Annotated in this window: 18 protein-coding genes; 13 read left to right on the top strand and 5 right to left on the bottom strand. The window is 68.5% G+C overall.

Going from position 1 to position 19,646, the window contains the following annotated elements; translation table 11 throughout:
• Window positions 1-29: 29 nt before the first annotated feature.
• The 4 genes from alc to ACIRQH_RS04210 form a co-directional block, all read right to left on the bottom strand.
• The gene (alc, locus tag ACIRQH_RS04225; protein ID WP_388931391.1) at window positions 30-1,184 is read right to left on the bottom strand and encodes an allantoicase; all 1,155 of its coding nucleotides are present in this window, start codon (window positions 1,182-1,184) and stop codon (window positions 30-32) included.
• Between the two features lie 156 nt (window positions 1,185-1,340).
• A complete protein-coding gene (locus tag ACIRQH_RS04220) occupies window positions 1,341-2,075 on the bottom strand; it encodes an aspartate/glutamate racemase family protein (protein WP_388877251.1) in 735 nt (244 codons plus the stop codon).
• A gap of 43 nt (window positions 2,076-2,118) precedes the next feature.
• The gene (gene allB, locus ACIRQH_RS04215) at window positions 2,119-3,462 is read right to left on the bottom strand and encodes an allantoinase AllB (protein WP_404224131.1); all 1,344 of its coding nucleotides are present in this window, start codon (window positions 3,460-3,462) and stop codon (window positions 2,119-2,121) included.
• A 45-nt stretch (window positions 3,463-3,507) separates the two neighbouring features.
• Window positions 3,508-4,944, bottom strand: coding sequence for a hypothetical protein (locus ACIRQH_RS04210; RefSeq protein ID WP_404224129.1), 1,437 nt, complete (start codon window positions 4,942-4,944; stop codon window positions 3,508-3,510).
• A gap of 755 nt (window positions 4,945-5,699) precedes the next feature.
• On the opposite strand from ACIRQH_RS04210, the gene ACIRQH_RS04205 reads away from it, so the two are divergent.
• The 3 genes from ACIRQH_RS04205 to ACIRQH_RS04195 all read left to right on the top strand — a co-directional run bounded on the left by ACIRQH_RS04205 (window position 5,700) and on the right by ACIRQH_RS04195 (window position 8,494).
• Window positions 5,700-6,377 (top strand): helix-turn-helix domain-containing protein, encoded by a 678-nt coding sequence (locus ACIRQH_RS04205; protein ID WP_404224127.1) that lies wholly within the window; start codon window positions 5,700-5,702, stop codon window positions 6,375-6,377.
• A gap of 278 nt (window positions 6,378-6,655) precedes the next feature.
• The gene (locus ACIRQH_RS04200; protein WP_388877238.1) at window positions 6,656-6,808 is read left to right on the top strand and encodes a hypothetical protein; all 153 of its coding nucleotides are present in this window, start codon (window positions 6,656-6,658) and stop codon (window positions 6,806-6,808) included.
• 207 nt (window positions 6,809-7,015) lie between these two features.
• Window positions 7,016-8,494, top strand: a complete 1,479-nt coding sequence (locus ACIRQH_RS04195) for a UDP-N-acetylmuramoyl-L-alanyl-D-glutamate--2,6-diaminopimelate ligase (RefSeq protein WP_388877235.1) — start codon at window positions 7,016-7,018, stop codon at window positions 8,492-8,494.
• A 137-nt stretch (window positions 8,495-8,631) separates the two neighbouring features.
• Here ACIRQH_RS04195 and ACIRQH_RS04190 read toward each other — a convergent pair whose 3' ends face one another.
• Window positions 8,632-9,171, bottom strand: coding sequence for a substrate-binding domain-containing protein (locus ACIRQH_RS04190; RefSeq protein ID WP_404224124.1), 540 nt, complete (start codon window positions 9,169-9,171; stop codon window positions 8,632-8,634).
• Window positions 9,172-9,203: 32 nt separating this feature from the next.
• On the opposite strand from ACIRQH_RS04190, the gene ACIRQH_RS04185 reads away from it, so the two are divergent.
• The 10 genes from ACIRQH_RS04185 to ACIRQH_RS04140 all read left to right on the top strand — a co-directional run bounded on the left by ACIRQH_RS04185 (window position 9,204) and on the right by ACIRQH_RS04140 (window position 19,523).
• Window positions 9,204-9,653 carry a fibronectin type III-like domain-contianing protein gene (locus ACIRQH_RS04185; protein WP_404224122.1) on the top strand — a complete coding sequence of 150 codons (450 nt, stop codon included), beginning with the start codon at window positions 9,204-9,206 and terminating at the stop codon, window positions 9,651-9,653.
• 193 nt (window positions 9,654-9,846) lie between these two features.
• A complete protein-coding gene (locus ACIRQH_RS04180; protein ID WP_388877226.1) occupies window positions 9,847-10,662 on the top strand; it encodes an IclR family transcriptional regulator in 816 nt (271 codons plus the stop codon).
• 69 nt (window positions 10,663-10,731) lie between these two features.
• Window positions 10,732-11,403, top strand: a complete 672-nt coding sequence (locus ACIRQH_RS04175; RefSeq protein WP_388877224.1) for a TetR/AcrR family transcriptional regulator — start codon at window positions 10,732-10,734, stop codon at window positions 11,401-11,403.
• A 480-nt stretch (window positions 11,404-11,883) separates the two neighbouring features.
• Entirely contained in the window at window positions 11,884-12,762 is an 879-nt protein-coding gene (locus ACIRQH_RS04170; RefSeq protein ID WP_358817353.1) for an ABC transporter substrate-binding protein, read from the top strand.
• A 125-nt stretch (window positions 12,763-12,887) separates the two neighbouring features.
• Entirely contained in the window at window positions 12,888-13,190 is a 303-nt protein-coding gene (locus ACIRQH_RS04165) for a muconolactone Delta-isomerase family protein (RefSeq protein ID WP_358817352.1), read from the top strand.
• A 480-nt stretch (window positions 13,191-13,670) separates the two neighbouring features.
• Window positions 13,671-14,861, top strand: a complete 1,191-nt coding sequence (locus tag ACIRQH_RS04160; RefSeq protein ID WP_388877215.1) for a CaiB/BaiF CoA transferase family protein — start codon at window positions 13,671-13,673, stop codon at window positions 14,859-14,861.
• A 28-nt stretch (window positions 14,862-14,889) separates the two neighbouring features.
• The gene (locus ACIRQH_RS04155) at window positions 14,890-15,777 is read left to right on the top strand and encodes a TIGR03619 family F420-dependent LLM class oxidoreductase (protein WP_358817350.1); all 888 of its coding nucleotides are present in this window, start codon (window positions 14,890-14,892) and stop codon (window positions 15,775-15,777) included.
• Window positions 15,778-15,802: 25 nt separating this feature from the next.
• On the top strand, window positions 15,803-17,257 hold the full coding sequence (locus ACIRQH_RS04150; RefSeq protein ID WP_404224118.1) for an aldehyde dehydrogenase family protein: 1,455 nt from the start codon (window positions 15,803-15,805) through the stop codon (window positions 17,255-17,257).
• Window positions 17,239-18,861 (top strand): AMP-binding protein, encoded by a 1,623-nt coding sequence (locus tag ACIRQH_RS04145; RefSeq protein ID WP_404224116.1) that lies wholly within the window; start codon window positions 17,239-17,241, stop codon window positions 18,859-18,861. Before ACIRQH_RS04150 ends, ACIRQH_RS04145 begins: the two co-directional genes overlap by 19 nt.
• A 188-nt stretch (window positions 18,862-19,049) precedes the next feature.
• Window positions 19,050-19,523 (top strand): VOC family protein, encoded by a 474-nt coding sequence (locus ACIRQH_RS04140; protein ID WP_358817347.1) that lies wholly within the window; start codon window positions 19,050-19,052, stop codon window positions 19,521-19,523.
• The last annotated feature ends 123 nt before the right edge of the window (window positions 19,524-19,646 follow it).

Raw genomic sequence — 19,646 nt, 5'->3', positions numbered from 1 at the left:
CCGGCATGCGTGCGGCCGCCGTGGAGGATTCAGGCGCCGAACAGAGTGGAGATCTCGGCGAGGGCCGCGTCGCCCTCGCCGAGCGGCCGCCTGTCGGTGATCGCGGCCGAAGCGTCCGCGGCCGTCCCCGCTGCGGTGAGGACGGCCTGCGCCTGGCCCGCCGGAAGGGAGTTGAACCATCGCAGGGCGAGCGCACGCCGTGCCGCGGCCTCGACCGAACCGAGGACGCGCAGACGGGAGATTCCTCCGTCGGGGAACACGTCGAAGCGCAGGTGCGTGACCTCCTCGGTGTCGGCGATGTCGAAGTAGTGCCTGGTGTCGGGCTGGAGCCTGGTCCTGGGCATCACGGGGAACCAGACCGGCGATTCCGGCTCCGGCGTCGTCCCGGCGTTGGCCCCGTACAGAGCGCACTCGTTGGATGCGTTGAACTTGTAGTAGGAGGTGTCGACCTCGATCTGTCGCAGACGCCCGGGAGCGGCCAGCCGGATGACCGCCCAGTCGTTCCCCGGGCCACGACGGCGCTGTGTCTCCCAGCCGTCGCCCATGTGCCGGGCGAGTCCGGGCTGGTTGAGGACTTCGGCCGATGAGTAGAAGGTGTCGCTGCTGGCCTCGACGACGCCGCCGAGTTCGCGGGCGGCGAGGTCGGGGGTGAGACCGTCGAAGCGGCGGGGGTCGGCGACGGCCTCGCCGTGGACCCGCAGGCGGGCCACGCCGCCGTCGGGGTAGATCGACAGCCTGAGGTGGGTGAAGCGGGTCTGCGCCGTGACGGTGAACTCGTTGTGGGAGTCACCCTTGAGCGGAGAGAGTGGAACGATTTCCTTCCAGGCGACGTCGGGTGCCGCGAGTTCTTCCGGCGAGGGGTAGCCCTCCACACCGCAAGCTTCGATACGGCACTCCGGCGGGTAGTTGCCGGTGAAGAAACTGGTGTCGACGTCGATGGAGTGGATCACTCCGGGTGTTCCGAGGCGGATCAGGGCCCAGTCGTGTCCGGGAGTGCGCCTGCGGCGGGTCTCCCATCCGTCGACGATCTCGCCCTTGTGGCCGTAGTTGCCGGGGGTGAAGTCGGCGGCGCCCGGTACGAGCAGGTTCTCCTTGTCGCCGAAGGACTCGTCGCTTGCCGCGATGACGCTGCCGCCGAGAAGGCGCGAGGCGAGGTCCGTCGAGGACGGGCGGGCGGTGGACATGATGGACAACCTCCACAGGTCGAATGGTCGCGCAGGAGTCTGCTCGGGTAATGGCCTTCGGGCGTCGGCTCGGCTGACGGGGAGGAGCGGGACGCGGGTCGGCCGGCCGGGCCGGCCCGATGGGGCGCGCCGGGCGCTTTGGCGGGGGTGGGCGTTTCAGAGCGTCAGGTGCTTGGACAGCGGCCAGCCGAGGATCGTCTTCGCTTCGAGCGGCGCGTAGGTGCAGACCTTGCTGGTGCCCAGCCCGAGGCCCACCAGAGCCTCGGCCAGGCGAATGCCCGCGGCGACCGGGTCGACGACCGGCACGCCGAGGGCTGCGGTGATCGCTTGGTCGAGTCCGGCCATGCCGCCGCAGCCGAGGCAGATGACCTCGGCCCGGTCGTCCTCGACGGCTCGGCGCGCCTCCTCGACGATCGCGGCCATCCCGGCCTCCGGATTCTGGTCGAACTCCAGAGTGCCCATGCCGACCGAGCGGACCGAGGCACAGCGGTCGGCGAGTCCGGCGGTCAGGAGGCGGTCCTCGATCGCTCCGATCGAGCGGTCGAGGGTGGTGACCACGGAGTAGCGACGGCCGATCAGCAGCGCGACGTGGGCCGATGCCTCGGCGATGTCGATGATGGGGACGTCGGTGATCTCCTGGAGCCCTTCGCGTCCGTGCTCGCCGAAACCGGCCATGACCACCGCGTCAAAGGGCTGGTCGTAGGTGGCGACGCGGTCCATGACGGCGACGGCGGAAAGGAGGCTTTCGAAATTGGAGTCGATGCCGTCAGCCCCGAAGAGCGGAGTGAGCGGGACGACCTCGGTTCCGGGCGAGGCGAACTCTTGGGCGGTCTTGGCGATCGCCTGGGTCATGGCTTCGGTGGTGTTCGGGTTGATGACCAGAATGCGCATCAGACGTTCCTTCACGGTCGATGGTCCGGCGGGTGGACACCGGCTAGGGGGTGACGCCGGACGACGTCAACAGTTGCCCCCGGGGACGGGAGAAGTCGATGCGCCGGCCCCGCAGCCAGGTCTGCCTCACCACGCCGAACAGTTCCCGTCCGGCGTAGGGGGTGATCGGCTGACGGTGGTGCAGGGCCGACGGCTCGACGGCGAACTGCTCGTCGGGCGCCAGGAAGCACAGGTCGGCGTCGTACCCCGGCGCGATCGCGCCCTTCTGCTGAAGGCCGATGAACTCGGCCGGCCGCCGGGCCATCCAGTCGGCGACATCCTCGAGCGAGTGGCCGCGGCGGCGTGCCTCGGTCCATACGGCGGGCAGTCCGATCTGCAGGGACGAGATGCCGCCGAACGCCGCGGCGAAGTCTCCCTGGTCCAAACCCTTGTGCTCGAGGGCGCAGGGTGAGTGGTCCGAGACGATCATCCCGATGGATCCGCCGCGCAGGGCGGCCCACAGTTCGTCGGCGTTGGCGCCGTCCCGGATCGGCGGACACACCTTGAAGGAGGTGTCGCCGTCCGGCACCTCCACCGAGGTGAGGGTCAGGTAGTGCGGGCAGGTCTCGGCGGAGATGGCGAGCCCCTCGACCCGGGCCGCATGAATGAGGTCGGCGGCCCGCGCGCTGGAGACATGGACGATGTGGCTGCGCCCACCGGTGACGCGAGTCGCCTCGATCACCGCGCTCACCGCCAGGTCCTCGATACGCGGAGGGTGTGCTGCCAGGAAGTCCTGGTACGAGCGCCCTGAAGGCACCGAGATCGCGGCAATTTCGTCGGCGTCCTCGGCGTGGACCGCGAGGACGCCGTCGAACCCCTTGAGCTCGGCCAGCGCCGCCTTCAGCTCGTCAACGGTGACGGGCGGGAACTCGGGAAGGCCGGTGTTGGCGAGGAAGCACTTGAAGGCGAGTACTCCCGCGCGGTGCAATTCTCCCAGCCGGGGGATGTTTGAGGGGGTGACGCCGGCCCAGAAGCCGACGTCGACATGACTACGACCGCGGGCCGCCTTCCGTTTGATCTCGAGGGCCGACACGTCGACGGTCACCGGGAGACTGTCGAGCGGCATGTCGACCACGGTGGTGACGCCGCCCGCTGCCGCTGCCCGGGTGCCGGAATCGAAGCCCTCCCAGGCGGACTGTCCCGGGTCCTGAAGGTGAACATGGGTGTCGACCAGGCCGGGGATGACCACCACGTCGGCTTCGACGTGGACTTCTTCCCGGGCCGGAGCGACGGCGTCAATGGCCTCCACGTACTGGATCCGCCCGTTCAGGATGCCGATGCAGGCGGCTCGTTCACCTTCGGACGTCATCACGCGGTGGGCGCGGACGACGGTGTCCACTCTTTCCATCCCGGCTCCTTGTATGTATCTGGTGTGCGTCTCGGTGGAACCGGGTCAGGAGAGCTCGGGCGCCAGTTCAGCCGCGGCCACGTTGCCGCCCTCCGGCGCTTCCGCGGGTTCCGGCGCGAACCGCGGGAAGCCGAGCAGCGCCGTGGCGTTCGACCGCGTGTGGACCAGGGCCACCCCGATGACGTAGACGACCGCACCGGTGAGCCACGCCTGCAGGGCCGGGAAGCCGATGTACGTCTTCTGGAACCCGTCCGTTCCGGGGATCAAGCCGGCGGTGATCGTGCCGACGACCGTGCCCGCGATCACTGCGGCCACGCCGGGCCAGTTGGCCGCTGCGGCGTCCTTCCAGTGCGTCACGCGGTCCATCGGTCGGCGGAGGCCGAACAGACGCGGCAGGAGGAAAATGTCGATCGCCATGACCGTGCTCGCGGTCGGCACCGTCACGGCACCGATGCCGGTGACGATGTTGAACGTCTGCTGGAGGCTCGGCAGGATCAAGGTCAGGCCGGCGGCTATGGCGCCGAGCACCAGGACCGTGTATTTGCGGTGCCATCGGGGCAGTTCGGACGTCAGGTTCTGGACGCCGTTGACCGCGATGTAGAGGTTGCCGTCGTTGACTGCGGCCTGGTTCACGATGAAGAAGATGAATCCGAGGGCCACCAACCCGAACAGCGAGAAGTTCACGAAGTACTTGATGCTCGGCCCGAAGTCGGCTTGGTTGGCGAGCACCGCCACGACGTATCCCATGATGGGGAACATGAACGATCCGACCGCATACGAGACGATGATCGTCGGTAGGTTCCACTGCGGACGGGTCTTCGCGTACCGGAAGACGTCCGCCTCGTTGCCCCAGGTGGACAGGCCCACCATCGCGCCCGTCACGAAGAGGATCGAGGAGGGCCCCGATACGTGGAGCTGTGAGTGCAGGTCTGTGCTCGAGACGGTCGCCAGCCCGCGGATCGTCGCGTAGAGGCCCCAGATCATCACCACCGGCACGGCGACGTACTGGGCGAATCGCTGGACGCCGTCGAAGCCGAAGTACGTGTTGGTGATCATGACGAAGGCCAGCCCGACGGTCACCGCCTTGACGGCCGGTACCGTGAACAGTCCGCCGAGCAGTGACATCACGAACAGCACGGTGAAGATGTAGAAGCCCATGCCGTTGATCACCAGCAGTACGGAGACGAGTCGGCTGCCCAGACGTCCGAAGATGCCGCGCGTCATGACCGAGGTCGTCTGACCGGCCGCGGCGCCGGCGTTCGCCGAGCCGAGGCAGTACAGCGACATCGCCACCGTCGCGATGGCCATGGCGATCATCAACTGGGTGAACGACAGTCCCTCGAAGCGCGCGGTGTAGCCGACGTACACGGCTCCGAAGGTCGCCTGCATGGAGAGGAATGTCAGGAACATGCGGAAGTTGGAGCGCCGCTCGGCCAGCGGTACGACGCTGTCGGTGTAGTCGTGCCCCGCGTCCGCGGCCACCGAACTGCTATCGATACTGCTGGAGGTGTCAGAGGAATGAGCAAACCCGGCGTTACCGGTCATGGCAACTCCCTAGGACTGTGTGCGGTCATGGATGACCGTCGGGTACGCCTGTCGGCGGTTGGTGTGTGCACCCCGGAGGGAAGGAGGCCGATCCCTCCGAGGTAGGGGAAAGCCGATCGGCCGTTCGGTGACCCGCCGCGAGAACGAACGGTTCGACCGCGGTGTGACCGCGGGTACGAAGCGCGTCGGCTCGAAAGAGGCATGAGGTGTGGACGAAAGCACCTGCGAGATGTCAGCGAGAGCCGTCGACTCGTAGTCCCATCAGGTAATGGGGGTCAACGGGTCGCCAGGCACGGGCCGTTCGTGAACAGGATCGGTTCCCACCGGGTGCGGATGCGAGGGTGAGCCCTTCCGGCACATCCGACCTTGCCAGGGCTTTTCTTGGCCCGTCTGCGCGCTGTGCACCGTGCGCTACGTCGGCACGTCGGCATGAGAACGAGCTGGGCGGCTCAGGGTCCTGCCGTTCAGCGGCGCTGGTGTAACTGGGTCATGCCGGCTCCCTTCCCCGTGCGGGGACACCAGGGGGCGGAGATTCCGCCCTACGGAAGCTCATTTCCGATTCCGATGGCGGTAGCTAACAACTTGCCCGCCGGACGCGTCAAGCCCTTTCACTGAACACTGCTTAACACTGTTCCGCGAGGTAGGCGTAGGGCTGTCGCCAAAGCGTTAAGTGGCGCGCTAGGGTTCCCGACATGACAGACCGATCGTTCCCGACCACCGAGAGCCCGGTCACCGATCTGGGGCACAACATCCGCGCAGCACGCAAGGCGCAGGGCATGTCCCTGCGAGAACTCGCCCGACGTGCAGGCATCAGCGCGAGCGCACTCTCGCAGATCGAGACCGGCAAGACCCGCGCGAGCGCCAAGACCGCTTACGAGCTCGCTCAGCACCTGGGCGTCACCCTGGCCGAACTCTCCACCGGTGTGCCGGCGCAGCCCAACGGCACAGGCACCCCTTCGTCGGTTCCGAACCACGCAAGTCCCGAGGCGGACGGCTTGGCCGCCCACCTGAGCCACGCCGTTGAGTTCCTGCCCCGCGAGGTCCAACGGACCGTCAGCCTGAACGGCGGAGAGTCCTTCCGGGTACTCAGCGGCGCCTCCCTCCCGGGGGCAAACTGCCTCCTCCTCACGTACGAACCTGGTGCGTCGTCACCGCCGAACGACGAGTTCGTGCGCCACGTCGGCCACGAGTTCAACTACCTCGTCTCCGGTCGCCTCATCATCGAGGTCGGGACCGAGCGTCACGCGCTTGCTCCGGGCGACACCCTCACGTTCCCCGCAACCACACCTCATCGCCTGACCAACCCGTGGCACGAGAAGGCGGAACTCATTTCGCTCTTCCTGCAGACCACGCCTCACAACGGCCGCTGAAGGCGGGCGAGCATCCGACCGTGCCGCGCTGGTGGCGGGCTGTTCGCGCCGGCACTCGTGAGGAACGGGGTCCGGACGGACGGACGCGCGCCGACGGTCGGACGGACGGCCGACGGCCCCGAACTCGTCGAAGGCGAACGTGCGGTCCGGGCGCTGCATCAGTGCGCACTCGGTGCCGCGGTGCGGCCACGGCTGTCAGATGGTGGCGACCGGGCCACTGGCCCGGCGGTTCCTCGGAGGCGGGTTTCAAGCCGCCCAAGTGAACGTACACTCGGCCTATGGGTCGTACACGTGCCGTGAGGGAGTGCCTGCAGCAGGCCACCGGTGCGTTGTGTCCGGCCACTTCGGGTCTGCCGGCCGTCGGCCTGGCGACCGCAGCCGACGTCCAGGCGCCGCAGACCGGCCGCAGCGCGTTGCACGGCCACGGCTAGCGATTCTCACAGCCCCTGACCTGGCTCGCTGCACCTCCAAGAACACCGTAGGGCGTCGCCTGCCGGGCTGAGCCGTCGCATCCGGCTGTCATCGGGCATGTTCCCGCCCACTGCTCCACGTCATCACCGCAGCTTCCGGCGCTCCGCCGGTGCTGCCGCCTGGCGACGGCCGCGCGACCGGGCCGCGCCACCTTCGAAGGAATCATCGTGAAGCTGAGCGAACTGCTGGCCGGGCAGGACCACCACATTCTCCAGGGCGACCCGGAGACGACATGGATCACCGCGGGAACGACCTTCGACGCCGACCGGGTGACGCCGGGCTCGCTGTTCATCGCGGTGCCCGGGCACCGCGAAGGCGGTCCCGGCTCTGTCGGACCGGCCCTCGCACGGGGCGCGGCGGCGGTACTCGTCGACGGCGCGGCACCTCGTCTTCCGATGGTGGCGGCGGGTGTGTGCGCCGTGCGGGTGCCGGACACCCGGAAGGCAGCCGCGGTCGTCGCCTCCCGCTATTTTGGCGAGCCGGGGCGGCGGATGGACATGGTGGCGATCACCGGTACCAACGGGAAGACGTCGGTGTCGTACATGGTCGAGTCGGTGTTGCGGCTCTCCGAGGGCGCGACGGTGGGGGTCATCGGGACGGCCGGCAGCCGGATCGGCGACGAACCGATCTTGATGCCGAGGTCGGTACTGACCACGCCTGAGTCGCCGGACTTGCAGTACCTGCTTGGCTGCATGCGCGACCGCGGGGCCGGCAGCGTGGTGCTGGAGGCCACGTCGATGGCCCTGCTGACGCACCGGGTGGACTGCGCGTTCATCGACGTCGGGGTCTTCACCAATCTGACGCAGGATCACCTGGACGATCATGGAACGATGGAGAACTACCGGGACGCCAAGCTTCGCCTGTTCCAGGGTTTGTGCCGGCGCGCGGTGGTCAACGCCGACGACCCGGTGGGCGCCCGGATCCAGGCGATGATGCCCGGCGCGGTCACCACCTACGGCCTCGACGCCGAGGAGGCGGACTACCGGGCCACCGACCTCGTCGTGGATGCTTCCGGCACGCGGTTCACCCTGCACCACGACGGCCGCAAGTATCCGGCGGCGATTCCCGTACCGGGCCGGTACTCGGTGGCCAACGCGCTGGCCACCGTGGCGGCCTGCCACGCCCTGGGGCACGACCTGGGCGGTCTGGTCGCCGCGCTCGACCGGATGCCCCCGGTTCCGGGCCGGTTCGAACGCTTTCAGACCCCGCGCGGGACATCGGTGATCGTGGACTACGCCCACTCACCGGACTCCCTGGACAAGGTCCTGACCACCATCCGGGGCTTCGCTCCCGGCCGTGTCATCACCGTCTTCGGCTGTGGCGGAGACCGTGACACCACCAAGCGGGCCGAGATGGGCGAGATCGCCGGGACCCACTCCGACCTGTGCGTCCTCACCTCCGACAACCCCCGCAACGAGGACGCCGAGGCGATCCTGGACCAGATCACCCCAGGTCTCATGGCCACCGGCACACCGTTCGAACGGTGTGCGGACCGCCGTCACGCGATCGCCTTCGCCCTGTCCGCCGCCGGCCCGGACGACATCGTCCTGATCGCCGGCAAAGGCAGCGAGCCGCACCAGATCGTCGGTGAGGAACTGATCCCCTTCAGCGACATGGCAACAGTGCGCGAACTCGCCCGGGCATAGCGGAGTCCGCCCCGCGTCATGACACAAACTGTCCGGCGGCGGGGGAGTGGTTGGGAAGGTGTGCCATGCGTAGTCGTCGCCATCGGACTCACCAGCTTGCTCCTGGGACTCAACCCCGCCCGGCCACAGTTTTTGCGTCAACGACCCACGCACTGACGGGTGGGCGGCGCCACGATGCGCGGCTGGTTGAGCGCGTAGGAGACCAATGCCAAGGAGACACCGGCCTCCCGTGCGACACCGGTCGTCGTGAGGCGGCCTTGCGGACGCTCTGCCATGTTGGTCAGGTGCGGGGCCGAAGTGCTGCTGCGGATGACGAGCCGCGGCGTCATGCTGGTCTGCACGGCACGGTCCCGCTTACCCTCGACACGTTCGATCAGCAGCCGGGCGGCGTTCGCCCCCATGTTGTGCCCGGCCTGGTCGACGCTGGTGAGCTGTACGGTGGCGAGGTCGGCGACCGCGGTGTTGTTGTAGCCGACGACAGAGACGTCCTCGGGCACACGCAGCCCCAGTTCGTGAGCGGCGCGCCAGACACCGAGCGCGGCGACGTCCGCGCCGGCCATGATTGCGGTCGGGCGGGTCTCGCAGCCCAGCAGGCTCATGCCGGCCTTGTATCCGCCCTCGTCGGAGTAGTTTGTCCGGCAGATCCGTGCCCGATCCGCCAGGCCATGGCGGGACATGGCTTGCGACCGGTGACACCAGCATCCGACAGGTGAACTACACCGAGGGCCTCGCGGTCGGCTACAAGTGGTACGAGGAGAAGGACATCACGCCGCTGTACGCCTTCGGCTACGGCCTGTCGTACACGTCCTTCTCCTACCGGGACCTGAGTGTGAGGACCACGAAGCAGGGGATCGAGGTCAGCTACGAGGTCACCGACACCGGCCGGCGTGCCGGAACCGACACGGGCCAGGTCTACGTGACGCTCCCGAAGGCCGCAGGCGAGCCGGGCAAGCGACTTGCCGCCTTCAGACAGGTCGAGCTGCGTCCGGGACAGCACAAGAGGATCAAGGTCACCATCGCCCGTACTGCCTCCGACCACCCGCTGTCGATCTGGGACACCCACAAGGATGCCTGGGTCACCCCCTCGGGCACGTACACCGTCGAGGCCGGCTCCTCCTCGGCCGACCTGCTCCTGAAGAAGTCCGTCACCTTCCGATAGCCGCCTCTCGGCCCGTGGATCTGAGCGGTTCCAGATCCACGGGCACAGGCGCGCAGGCCGGTCCGTGGACCGGATCATGTGAAACGCTGGCGGCTGTCGCCCGTGACCCCGGCAGCACGCTGCTCCACCTCGTCAGGCTGGTGCGTGATGCCGTTACGGTCGGGTAGGACACCGGACCGGAAGGTAGGAAGACGTGGCGAACGGGCTTTCCCAGCGAGACGGCGCGGCGCCGGACGACGATGTGGATGAGCAGGGCGGCGGAGTTCTCGTGCCGGCCGTATCGCGTACGGTCCGTGTGCTGGACACCCTGGCTCAACAGGTTGGTGGTGCGACGCTCACCGAGCTGGCCAAGAGCTGCTCGCTCGCCAAGAGCACGGCGTCGAACCTGATCCGGACGATGACGACCGAGGGCCTGATCAGCTACGACAGCGGGACCCGACGCTACAATCTCGGGCCGTTGCTGGTGGAGTACGGCATCGCTGCGGTGACGCGCACCACGCCGGTCACCGAGGCGCGACCGTACATGGAACGGCTTGCCGAGCGGACGCAGCTGGCGTGCCTCGCGATCCAGCCGATGCCTGACGGGCACTTCACCGCGATCGCCAAGATCGAGAGCCGCAAAGACATCAAGATCACGATCGGGATAGGGGCTCGCTTCGACCGGACCGCGCCGCTGCTCAGCCGGCTGATCGCCGCATGGGACGACTCCGCGGCGCAGGCCGTGAGGCCCGACGGGCCGAGCCGTGAGGAACTGCGTGCTCAGGGTTTCGGTGCCGTCTTCGGCGAGTACCGTCCTGAACTCAACGTCGTGGGTTTCCCGGTCTTCGACCGGGATGGATACCCCTGCCTGGTGATCACCCTGCTTGGTATCGGCGCGGATCTCACGCCGCAGGATGTCGAGGAGCTGGCGGAGTACCTGGTGGTCGCGGCTCGCGCCGTCACCGCCCGCAGCGGCGGACAGGTACCGGCCGACTACCCCACCGGCGGTGCGGAGGAGTCCACCGGTTGAACCGGGCCTTCGGCCGAGTTGATCCGGGTGTCTTGACAAGCGCGGGAACGGGGGGTCACGATCGGGACCGTGGAAACTAAAACAGTTTCCGGCGTTTCCAGTGATGACGCGCAGCGTGCTGACGTCATCGTGGAAGCCGCCGGCCGGCTCTTTTTCGCGCCGGGTTGCCCGCGGGTGAGCATGGACGACCTCGCTCGCGAGCTCGGGATGAGCAAGAAGACGATCTACCGTCACTTCCCGGACAAGCGCAGCCTGCTGGCCGCGGTCCTGGATCGGAAGTTCGCCGCCGTGGAACGAACGTTGGTCGCTGCCGCGGAGGATGCGGAGGGGCAACCGTTCGATGTAGGCATACAACGGTTCCTGATCGCGGCAGGCAGTGAGCTGGAGAGGCTCGGTGCGGCTCAACTCGCCGTGGGGCGAGGTGATGCGATGTTGCGCGAGTACGTGGAGCAGCGGGTGGACGCGGTGATCTACCGCCGGCTCGACGAACTGCTCGTGGACGGCCACCGGCAGGGGCTGTTGCCCGCACCGCCAGAACTGCTGAGTGCGATCATCTGCGGCGCGCTGGAACGGCTGCTCACCTCGCAGTTGCCCCGCGACCTCGACTGGACTGCGGCCGATCTTCTCCGGGCGACCGTCGACACGGTGCTGTACGGGGCGATCCGCTCCGGGGGCCACGCCATCGACGATGCACCACACGGGGCTGCCCTCCCGGGCGTCCGCAGCGACAGTCCGGGGTAGGCCCGCGGCAGAGGGTGGCTCGTCACGGTGACGGGCCGTTGATCTTTGTGTCGCCGCGCGAGCTCTGACCGCGAGGGATGAGCCCAGGCGTCAACTGCGCCCGCTGCGCGGGTCGGTGAGCCGAGGGCCGATGGGTCGCGGCGTCATGCGCGCCCCCTGCAGTGCTTGCCCTGCCGTGGCCCGGGGCGACTCGTGTGCTCCGCTGATTGCCTCGGCCGTTGCCCCCTGGAGGGGGCGTCCCGGACAGCCTGTTCACTACCTCGCCCGGATCTGGGGCTCGAGGGTGTCACCCATCTCCGCGCCGGCGATGCGGCACCCCATGACGGACGGACCGGACGATCCGCACACGCGGCGGGCGCGGTCGGTGACGACGTGCCTGGTGCCGACGCTCTCGCCCCCCGCGTAGTCGTCCGCACCGGTCGTGGTCCGGCCTGCGGCAGGACGGCCCCGGCCAACCAGCTCCATCGAAGAAGGGCGTTCATGCACACCATCGATCTCGCCTACGTGGGGCGCGGCCCGCACGAGGAACTCGTTGCGTACGTCGCCGACCAGCAGGACCATTACGCCGACGAAGGTGTCCACGTCGCATTGCGGGACGGCTCCGTCTGGGATCCGGAACGGCTGCGCCGTGGCGCTGTCATCGGGCTTGGGCGAACACTGCTCTCCCGACTCGTCGGTGGCATCCCCTGGGTGGCGCTGAACGTCAACACGCAACGCCCGCAGTTCTGGTTCCTCGCCCGCTCGGGCCTGAACTCCCTGGCGGATCTGGCCGGGCGACGGCTGGCGGTGCATCCCGCCCATACCGGGCCCGGGTGCTTCACCCGCATCATCCTGCGCGAGGCCGGCCTCGACCCGGACCGCGACGTGCACACCATCGTCCGTTCGCCCGGCGACTACAGCATGGACCTGCGCCGGCTGCGCGACGGCACGATCGACGCAGCCGTGGTCGGCGACACCATGGCGCCGGAGGCGGTCGCGGCCGAGAACGGCTGGCAGGTGTTGGCTTTCGCCGGTGACCATTTCCAGATCCCCACCGTGGGCGTGGCCGTCGACCCCACGTACACCCGCCCGGACGACCCCGCGGTCCAGGCGCTCGTACGAGCCCACCGACGCGCCCTGCGAGTGATCCGCAACGAGCCCGACATCACCCTGAGGTACCTCCAGACCTTCCTCGGCGGACACACGGCAGCGGAAGCCCGAGCGCACTACGAGAAGTTCATCGCCCCGCACTTCAGCACCGACGGCCAGGTCGACCTCACCGTCGGCGCCGCCGGCATCACCGCGGTCGCCGCCGAACTCGGCGTCCCCGCCACGTTCACCGCGGCGGACTTCTTCCGCACCACTTCCGCTGCCGCTTAGTGCCACGCCTTTGGTGCCGCGGCACCAAAGGCGCGTGGCAGGAGCGGTCGGGCGGTCGCTGTCCGCAGTGTCCGACAGCGAGCTTGTGGCACCCCATTCTCCGAGGAGTACAGAGAGGCTGTCCTGTGAAAGAGTTTCTGGTCGAGGTCACCACCGCGATTCCTGAAGGAACCGATCCGGCCGAGGTCGACCGCCGTCGCGCCGCTGAGGCCGTTCGGGCGGCGGAGCTCATCGCCGCCGGCCACTTGGTCCGGCTCTGGCGACCGGTGGGCGAGCTGCGCAGCATCGCCCTGTGGCGCGCGGCTGACGAGGCCGAACTGTACGACAAGGTCCTCAACACGCTGCCGCTGTGGCCGTGGATGACCGGGGTCGTCACTGCTCTCGAGTCGCACCCGAACGACCCGGGTAAGGCGGACGCCACCTCCTGACCGCGTACCCCGGGGTTCCCCTGTTCCTCCCAAGTTCCCACTCGCCCAGCCGCGGTGGTCCCCGGGAACGGCGGCTGTATGACTCACTCGGTCCTGTTCGGGCCGGCGCCCGGGGGAGGGGCTGTGCCGGGCTTTGCCATGCGCGGCCCAGGCCGTGTCGAACCGCGCCGCCGCAAGCCCGTTGATCGCCGTGTTCCCCAGCGCCCCGTCATGCCCGGCCGCACGTGCGGGGTGAACCGGCGGGCGGGCCCTTCGACTTGGTCGATGGACGTCCGTCCGCCGATCGCGTTTCTGAGCTGGGGAGATGGACCCGCGGCTCGGTCTTTTGAACGTCTTCCGGGTTCCCAGGACATCGCCAGGTCGGTCCGGGAACGCCAATGCCCACTCGATCACAGGCTTCTTGACGTAGGGACGACCCGTACCTACAGTCGTCCACAATGCTGATCCGAGTTCGAGATAATGAACAAAGGCGGTCCCGTGATGGCGCAGGCCAAGGCTTTGCTGGGGACGCGTGTGATCGACGCGGCCACGATGGTGGCGGGCCCGCTGGGCGCGTCGATCCTGGCGGACTTCGGCGCGGACGTCGTGAAAGTGGAGCCCCTCACGGGTGACGAGTCCCGAACTTTCGGGCCAGGCCGCGACGGCATGAGCGGTGTGTACTCCGGGGTCAACCGGAACAAGCGGGCGATCGCACTGGACCTTCGCGCCGAGGAGGGGCGGGAGCTCTTCCACGAACTGTGCGCGGGAGCGGACGTGTTGATCGAGAACATGCTGCCCGGCGTGCGTGACCGGTTCGGCCTGAGTCCGGACGCCCTCCGCCGGCGTCACCCGCACTTGATCTGCCTCAACGTGAGTGGCTACGGCGAGAACGGCCCGCTGGCCGGAAGGCCGGCGATGGACCCCGTGGCCCAGTCGCTCACCGGCCTCATGCACGCCACCGGCGACGTGGACGGCCCAGCCACCAAGGCGGGCCCACCCATCGCGGACAGCGCGGCCGGCTACCTGATCGCCATCGCAGCCCTGGTCGCGCTCCTGGCGAAGCAGCGCACCGGAGCCGGACAGGACGGTTCCGTGTCGCTGGTGGGCTCACTGTTCCACCTGCAGACGCCGTGGCTGGGCCAGTATCTGCTGGCCGATCACGTGCCGTCGCGCGTCGGCAACGCGAGCGCCTTCTACGCCCCGTACAACGCGTACCCGACTCGGGACGGCGGATCCGTACACGTGGTGGCCTTCAACGACCGTCACTTCGCACGGCTCGCGCAGGTGGTGGACAAGCGGCTCCTCGACGACGAGCGATTCGCCGAGGCCGCGAGCCGGCTCGCCCATCGTGAGGAGCTCGATGCGGCGCTGGCTCCGTGGTTCGCCGACCGCGACCGCGACGACGTCGTCACACTCCTCAGCGAGCAGAACATCATCTGCGCCCCGGTGCTGGCTTACGACGAGGCCGTGGCACATCCCCAGATCCGTGCGCTCGACCTGGTGGTCGACATCGAGCACAGCACCCTCGGTCCACTCCAAGTGCCCGGAATCCCCATCAAGTTGTCGGACACCCCCGGGCGCGTGGAACGGCCGCCGACATCGCTGGGCGAGCACACAGCCGAGCTCCTCGCAGAGCTCGGACACGACAACCAGGACATCGCGCGCCTTCTGGCCGCGCGGGTCGTCCGCTGACGTCGAAACTCAGGCAAAGGAGCATCACATGAAGGTCGGTATCAGGATCCCCGGCGCCGGACCGTGGGCGGGGCCGGACGCGATCAGCGAGGTCTCCCGCTACGCGGAGAAGATCGGCTTCGACTCGTTGTGGATGACCGATCACGTGGCCCTGCCCACGAAGGTCGAGACCCCCTATCCGTACACGACGGACGGCAAGTTCCTCTGGTCGCCCGAGACGCCGTACCTGGACTGCCTGACGGCCCTGACCTGGGCGGCGGCCGCGACGGAGACCGTCGAACTCGGCACATCCTGTCTGATCCTTCCCTGGCGGCCGCTGGTACCGACGTCGAAGACGCTGGTGAGCATCGACGTCCTGTCCAAGGGCCGGCTGTCCGTCGCCATCGGCGTCGGGTGGATGAAGGAGCAGTTCGCGGCCCTGGGCGCGCCCTTCAAGGACCGGGGGCGTCGGGTGACCGAGATGGTCAACGCGATGCGGCAGATGTGGTCGGACGACGAAGTGGACTTCGACGGCGAGTTCTACAACCTGCACGACTTCAAGATGTATCCGAAGCCCGTACGGGGCACCATCCCGATCTGGTTCGCCGGCTACAGCGAGGCGTCACTGCGCCGTATAGCCGCCATCGGCGACGGCTGGCACCCGCTGGCGGTCGGCCCCGAGGAATACGCCGGCTACCTCGCCACCCTCCGCACGTACGTCGAGGAGGCCGGCCGCGACATGGGCGAGATCACGCTGACGGCGAGGCCGCTGCGCAAGGCCCCCTACAACGCCGAGACCATCGAAGCGTACGGCGATCTCGGCGTCACTCACTTCATCTGCGACACATCCTTCGAGCACGCCACGCTCGACTCCGCGATGGAGGAACTCCAGGCTCTCGCCGAGGCCGTCCTGCCGACCGCCCACCGCCTTCCCTGACGACCGAGTGAAGGAGACATCGATCGTGCGTGCTCTGACCTCCCATGTCCCGCTGGTCATCGGTGACCAGCTTGCTGAAGCCTCGACCGGGGCGACCTTCGACAGCGTCAACCCGGCCGACGGCAGTGTCATCGCGACCGTCGCCGAGGCCACGGCGGACGACGTCGCCCGTGCGGTCGAGGCCGCGCGCGCCGGCGCCAAGGTGTGGCAGCGGATGCGGCCGTCCCAACGAACGCGTCTGATGCTGCGCTACGCGGCGCTGATCGAGGCGAACAAGGAGAAACTCGCCGAGCTGCAGACCCGGGACATGGGCAAGCCCATCCGCGAGTCACTCTCGATCGACCTGCCCGTCATGGTCGAGACTCTCGAGTACTTCGCCGGTCTGGTGACGAAGATCGAAGGGCGGACCACTCCGGCGCCCGGGCGCTTCCTCAACTACACCGTGCGTGAGCCGATCGGTGTGGTCGGCGCCATCACGCCGTGGAACTTCCCTGCCGTGCAGTCCATCTGGAAGATCGCACCGGCGCTGGCGATGGGTAACGCCGTCGTCCTCAAGCCCGCCCAACTGGCCCCGCTGGTACCGGTGGCACTGGGTGAGCTGGCGCTGCAGGCCGGAATCCCGGCCGGGGTGGTCAATGTCCTGCCCGGCCGGGGCTCGGTTGCCGGAAACGCACTCGTCCGCAACGCGCACGTCGGCAAGATCACCTTCACCGGGTCCACCGAGGTCGGCCAGGAGATAGGCCGGATGGCTGCCGACCGGCTCGTCACCACCTCTCTGGAACTCGGCGGGAAGTCCGCCCTGGTGGCCTTCGCCGACGCTGCTCCGAAGGCGATCGCCGACGTGGTCTTCACGGCCATGTACGGCAACCAGGGCGAGACGTGCACCGCTCCCAGCAGGCTGCTGGTCGAACGGCCGATCTACGACGAGGTCATCGAGCTGGTCAAGGCCCGGGTCGAGTCCGCCAAGGTCGGTGACCCGCTCGACCCGGAGACGGAGATCGGCCCGCTCATCAACGCGGTGCAGCGCGACTCGGTCCACTCCTACGTCCTCTCCGGCGTGCAAGAAGGTGCGGTCCTGCTGGCCGGAAGCACCGAAGCACCGAAGGACGGTCCCGGTCAGGGCTTCTTCTACGAGCCCGCGTTGTTCGCGGACGTGACCGCGGACATGCGGATAGCGCGCGACGAGATCTTCGGACCCGTGCTCGGCGTGCTGCCGTTCGAGGGCGAGCAGCAGGCGCTGGCCTTGGCGAACGACACGATCTACGGCCTCGCAGCCGGTGTCTTCACCCGCGACGTGGGCCGGGCGCTGCGTTTCGCCGGGACCCTGGACGCCGGGAACGTATGGATCAACAGCTGGGGCGTACTCAACCCCGCCTCGCCGTACAGAGGTTTCCGGCACAGCGGCCACGGCAGCGACCTCGGGCAGAGCGCGATCGAGAGCTTCACGAAGGAGAAGAGCGTATGGGCACGGCTGGACTAGCGCCGGACGGCGCCGACGGCCCGGCCGTGTCCCGGCTGCGCGCACTGCGAGGCGTCAACCGGTGGAGGCCGGCACCGGACTACTCGATCACCCAGGATGCGCTCTTCGCTCAGGATCCGAGTGCGGTGGCCCTGATCACAGCCGGACCGCACGCACCGACCAGGATCACGTTCGGCGAGGTCCAACGCGCCGCGCTGCGCATCGCCGTCGCCCTGAGGGCACGTGGTGTGGACCCGGGTGACCGCGTCGCCATGTACCTCGAACCCTCGCCCGCCGCGGCGGAGGCCGTCTTCGGAGTGCTGGCGGCTGGAGCCGTACTGCTTCCGATTCCCCGGCTCATGGCCGGCACATCCGTGGCCCATCGCCTTGGCGACTCCGGGGCGAAGATCCTCGTCACCGACGGGCCGGGGCTCGACCGCTTGAGGTCGACCGGATGTGCGATCGAGGACCGCATGGTCCTGATGGTCGACGGCGCCGACGGACAGCGCATCGCCGAGCAGTCCGGTGAGCCGCACGGCGAGGCCCCCCACCCCGGCGGCCCGACGCAGCCGGCACTGCTGATGTACACCTCCGGGACCAGCGGTCCGCCCAAGGGAATCGTCCACGGACACCAAGTCCTGCTCGGCCATGCCGGCGTGGACTGCGCGTTCGAGTTCTTCGAGCCGGGCGACGTCTACTACGGGACGGCCGACTGGGGGTGGATCGGCGGCCTCATGCTGGGGCTGCTCGTCCCGTGGTCGTTCGGTGTACCGGTGATCGCACAGCGGCAGACGCGCTTCGACCCGGACGCCGCCCTCGACCTCTTCGCGCGGTGCGGTGTCACCACCGCATTCCTTCCGCCGTCGGTCCTGCGTCTCTTCCAGGCGAACGGCCGGGCGCCGGAACGCAGGCTGCGGGCCGTCGTCACCGGCGGAGAACAGGCAGGCCGCTCCGAGATGGCGTGGGCTCGGCTCCACCTGGCCCAGGCGGTCAACAAGGCGTACGGGCAGACCGAGGCGAACGCGCTCATCGGCGACGCTGGAGTCCTGGGTTCCGTCGATGACGACACGATGGGAACCGTCTATCCGGGGCACCGCATCGCGCTCCTGGGCGACGACGGTCAGGAGGTGGGTCGCGGCGAGGTCGGAGAGATCGCCGTGGGACTGCCCGATCCGGTTGCGCTGCTCGGGGTGTGGGACGCGGAGTCGGCACGTGCGGTGCCGCCGGTGGGCACGTGGCACCGGACGGGTGATCTGGCCCGGCGCGCACACGGGCGGCGGTTCGAGTACCTCGGTCGCGTCGATGACGTCATCAAGAGCCGCGGTTACCGGATCGGGCCGACGGAGATCGAGGACGCTCTGGTGAAGCACCCGCGCGTTCTGGAGGCCGCGGCAGTCGGCATACCCGACGACCGGATCGGCCAGCAGATCAAGGTGTTCCTCAGGCTCATCGAGGACGAGGACGACGGCGTGCTCGACGAGCCGCTCCGCGCCCAGCTGGGCGAACTGGTGGCCACCTCGGTCGGCCCGCATGCCAGACCCCGTCAGTTCGAGGTGGTCGAGGCCCTGCCGAGGAACGAGACCGGAAAGCTGCTCAGACGCCTGCTCACCGCACGGAGCCAGTGACACGAAACGACGGCTCTCGGGGCCGGCGGCAGGCAAGCCGAAGACCTCCGAGACGTGCTGCTGAAATCTGTCTTCGCCCGAAGGCACCCCCGCCTGCAGGCCTTCGTTCCGCACCCGGCCCTGCCGCCCGTACGAGGGGCGCATCCGGGTCCGCGACCACCAACAACGCACCGTTGAAAGGAATCGTCATGCGCAAGTTCTGGCATGTGGGAATCAACGTCACCGACATGGACCGCTCGATCGAGTTCTACCAGCACGTCGGCTTCGAGGTCGTGCAGGACAAGGTTGTCGACGACGTCAATCTGGCGCGGGCGTTCATGATCGAGAAGGGCAGCAAACTGCGCTTCGCGCACATGCGGCTCAACAACTCGCCCGATGAGGCGATGCTGGACATCATCGAGTGGCGTGACGTCCCGGCGACGCGTGAGCGCTCCATCGCCGACACCGTCAACCCCGGCCTGTGCCGGTTCTCGATCCTGACCGACGACATCCAGGGCGAGTACGACCGGCTGAGCGCCGCGGGCGTCGAATTCCTGCACACGCCGCAGACCGTCATGGGTCCAGACGGTACGAGCGGCTGGCGGATCCTCTTTGCCGTCGACCCCGACGGCACGCTCTTCCACTTCGTCGAACTGGTAGGGGACGCCGCTGCGCACGGATGAGTCATCCCTGAACGGAAAGCAGGAGACGTGACGCGAGGGCTCTCCGAACGCAGCACCGGGACTGTCGACGGTGCTGACGGCGATGCGGGCGATACCGGCGAGCAGGACTCCGGAAATCTCGTG

It is taken from the genome of Streptomyces sp. NPDC102279, assembly GCF_044766365.1.
Classification (GTDB): Bacteria; Actinomycetota; Actinomycetes; order Streptomycetales; family Streptomycetaceae; genus Streptomyces.
This window is presented reverse-complemented; position numbering and strand designations above follow the sequence as displayed.

Coding starts and splice junctions, on each gene's coding strand:
- ACIRQH_RS04170 (WP_358817353.1), top strand. CDS start 11,884: ATGCACACCATCGATCTCGCCTACGTGGGGCGCGGCCCGCACGAGGAA.
- ACIRQH_RS04140 (WP_358817347.1), top strand. CDS start 19,050: ATGCGCAAGTTCTGGCATGTGGGAATCAACGTCACCGACATGGACCGC.
- ACIRQH_RS04200 (WP_388877238.1), top strand. CDS start 6,656: ATGGGTCGTACACGTGCCGTGAGGGAGTGCCTGCAGCAGGCCACCGGT.
- alc (WP_388931391.1), bottom strand. CDS start 1,184: ATGTCCACCGCCCGCCCGTCCTCGACGGACCTCGCCTCGCGCCTTCTC.
- ACIRQH_RS04205 (WP_404224127.1), top strand. CDS start 5,700: ATGACAGACCGATCGTTCCCGACCACCGAGAGCCCGGTCACCGATCTG.
- ACIRQH_RS04145 (WP_404224116.1), top strand. CDS start 17,239: ATGGGCACGGCTGGACTAGCGCCGGACGGCGCCGACGGCCCGGCCGTG.
- ACIRQH_RS04190 (WP_404224124.1), bottom strand. CDS start 9,171: ATGTCCCGCCATGGCCTGGCGGATCGGGCACGGATCTGCCGGACAAAC.
- ACIRQH_RS04155 (WP_358817350.1), top strand. CDS start 14,890: ATGAAGGTCGGTATCAGGATCCCCGGCGCCGGACCGTGGGCGGGGCCG.
- allB (WP_404224131.1), bottom strand. CDS start 3,462: ATGGAAAGAGTGGACACCGTCGTCCGCGCCCACCGCGTGATGACGTCC.
- ACIRQH_RS04160 (WP_388877215.1), top strand. CDS start 13,671: ATGGCGCAGGCCAAGGCTTTGCTGGGGACGCGTGTGATCGACGCGGCC.
- ACIRQH_RS04220 (WP_388877251.1), bottom strand. CDS start 2,075: ATGCGCATTCTGGTCATCAACCCGAACACCACCGAAGCCATGACCCAG.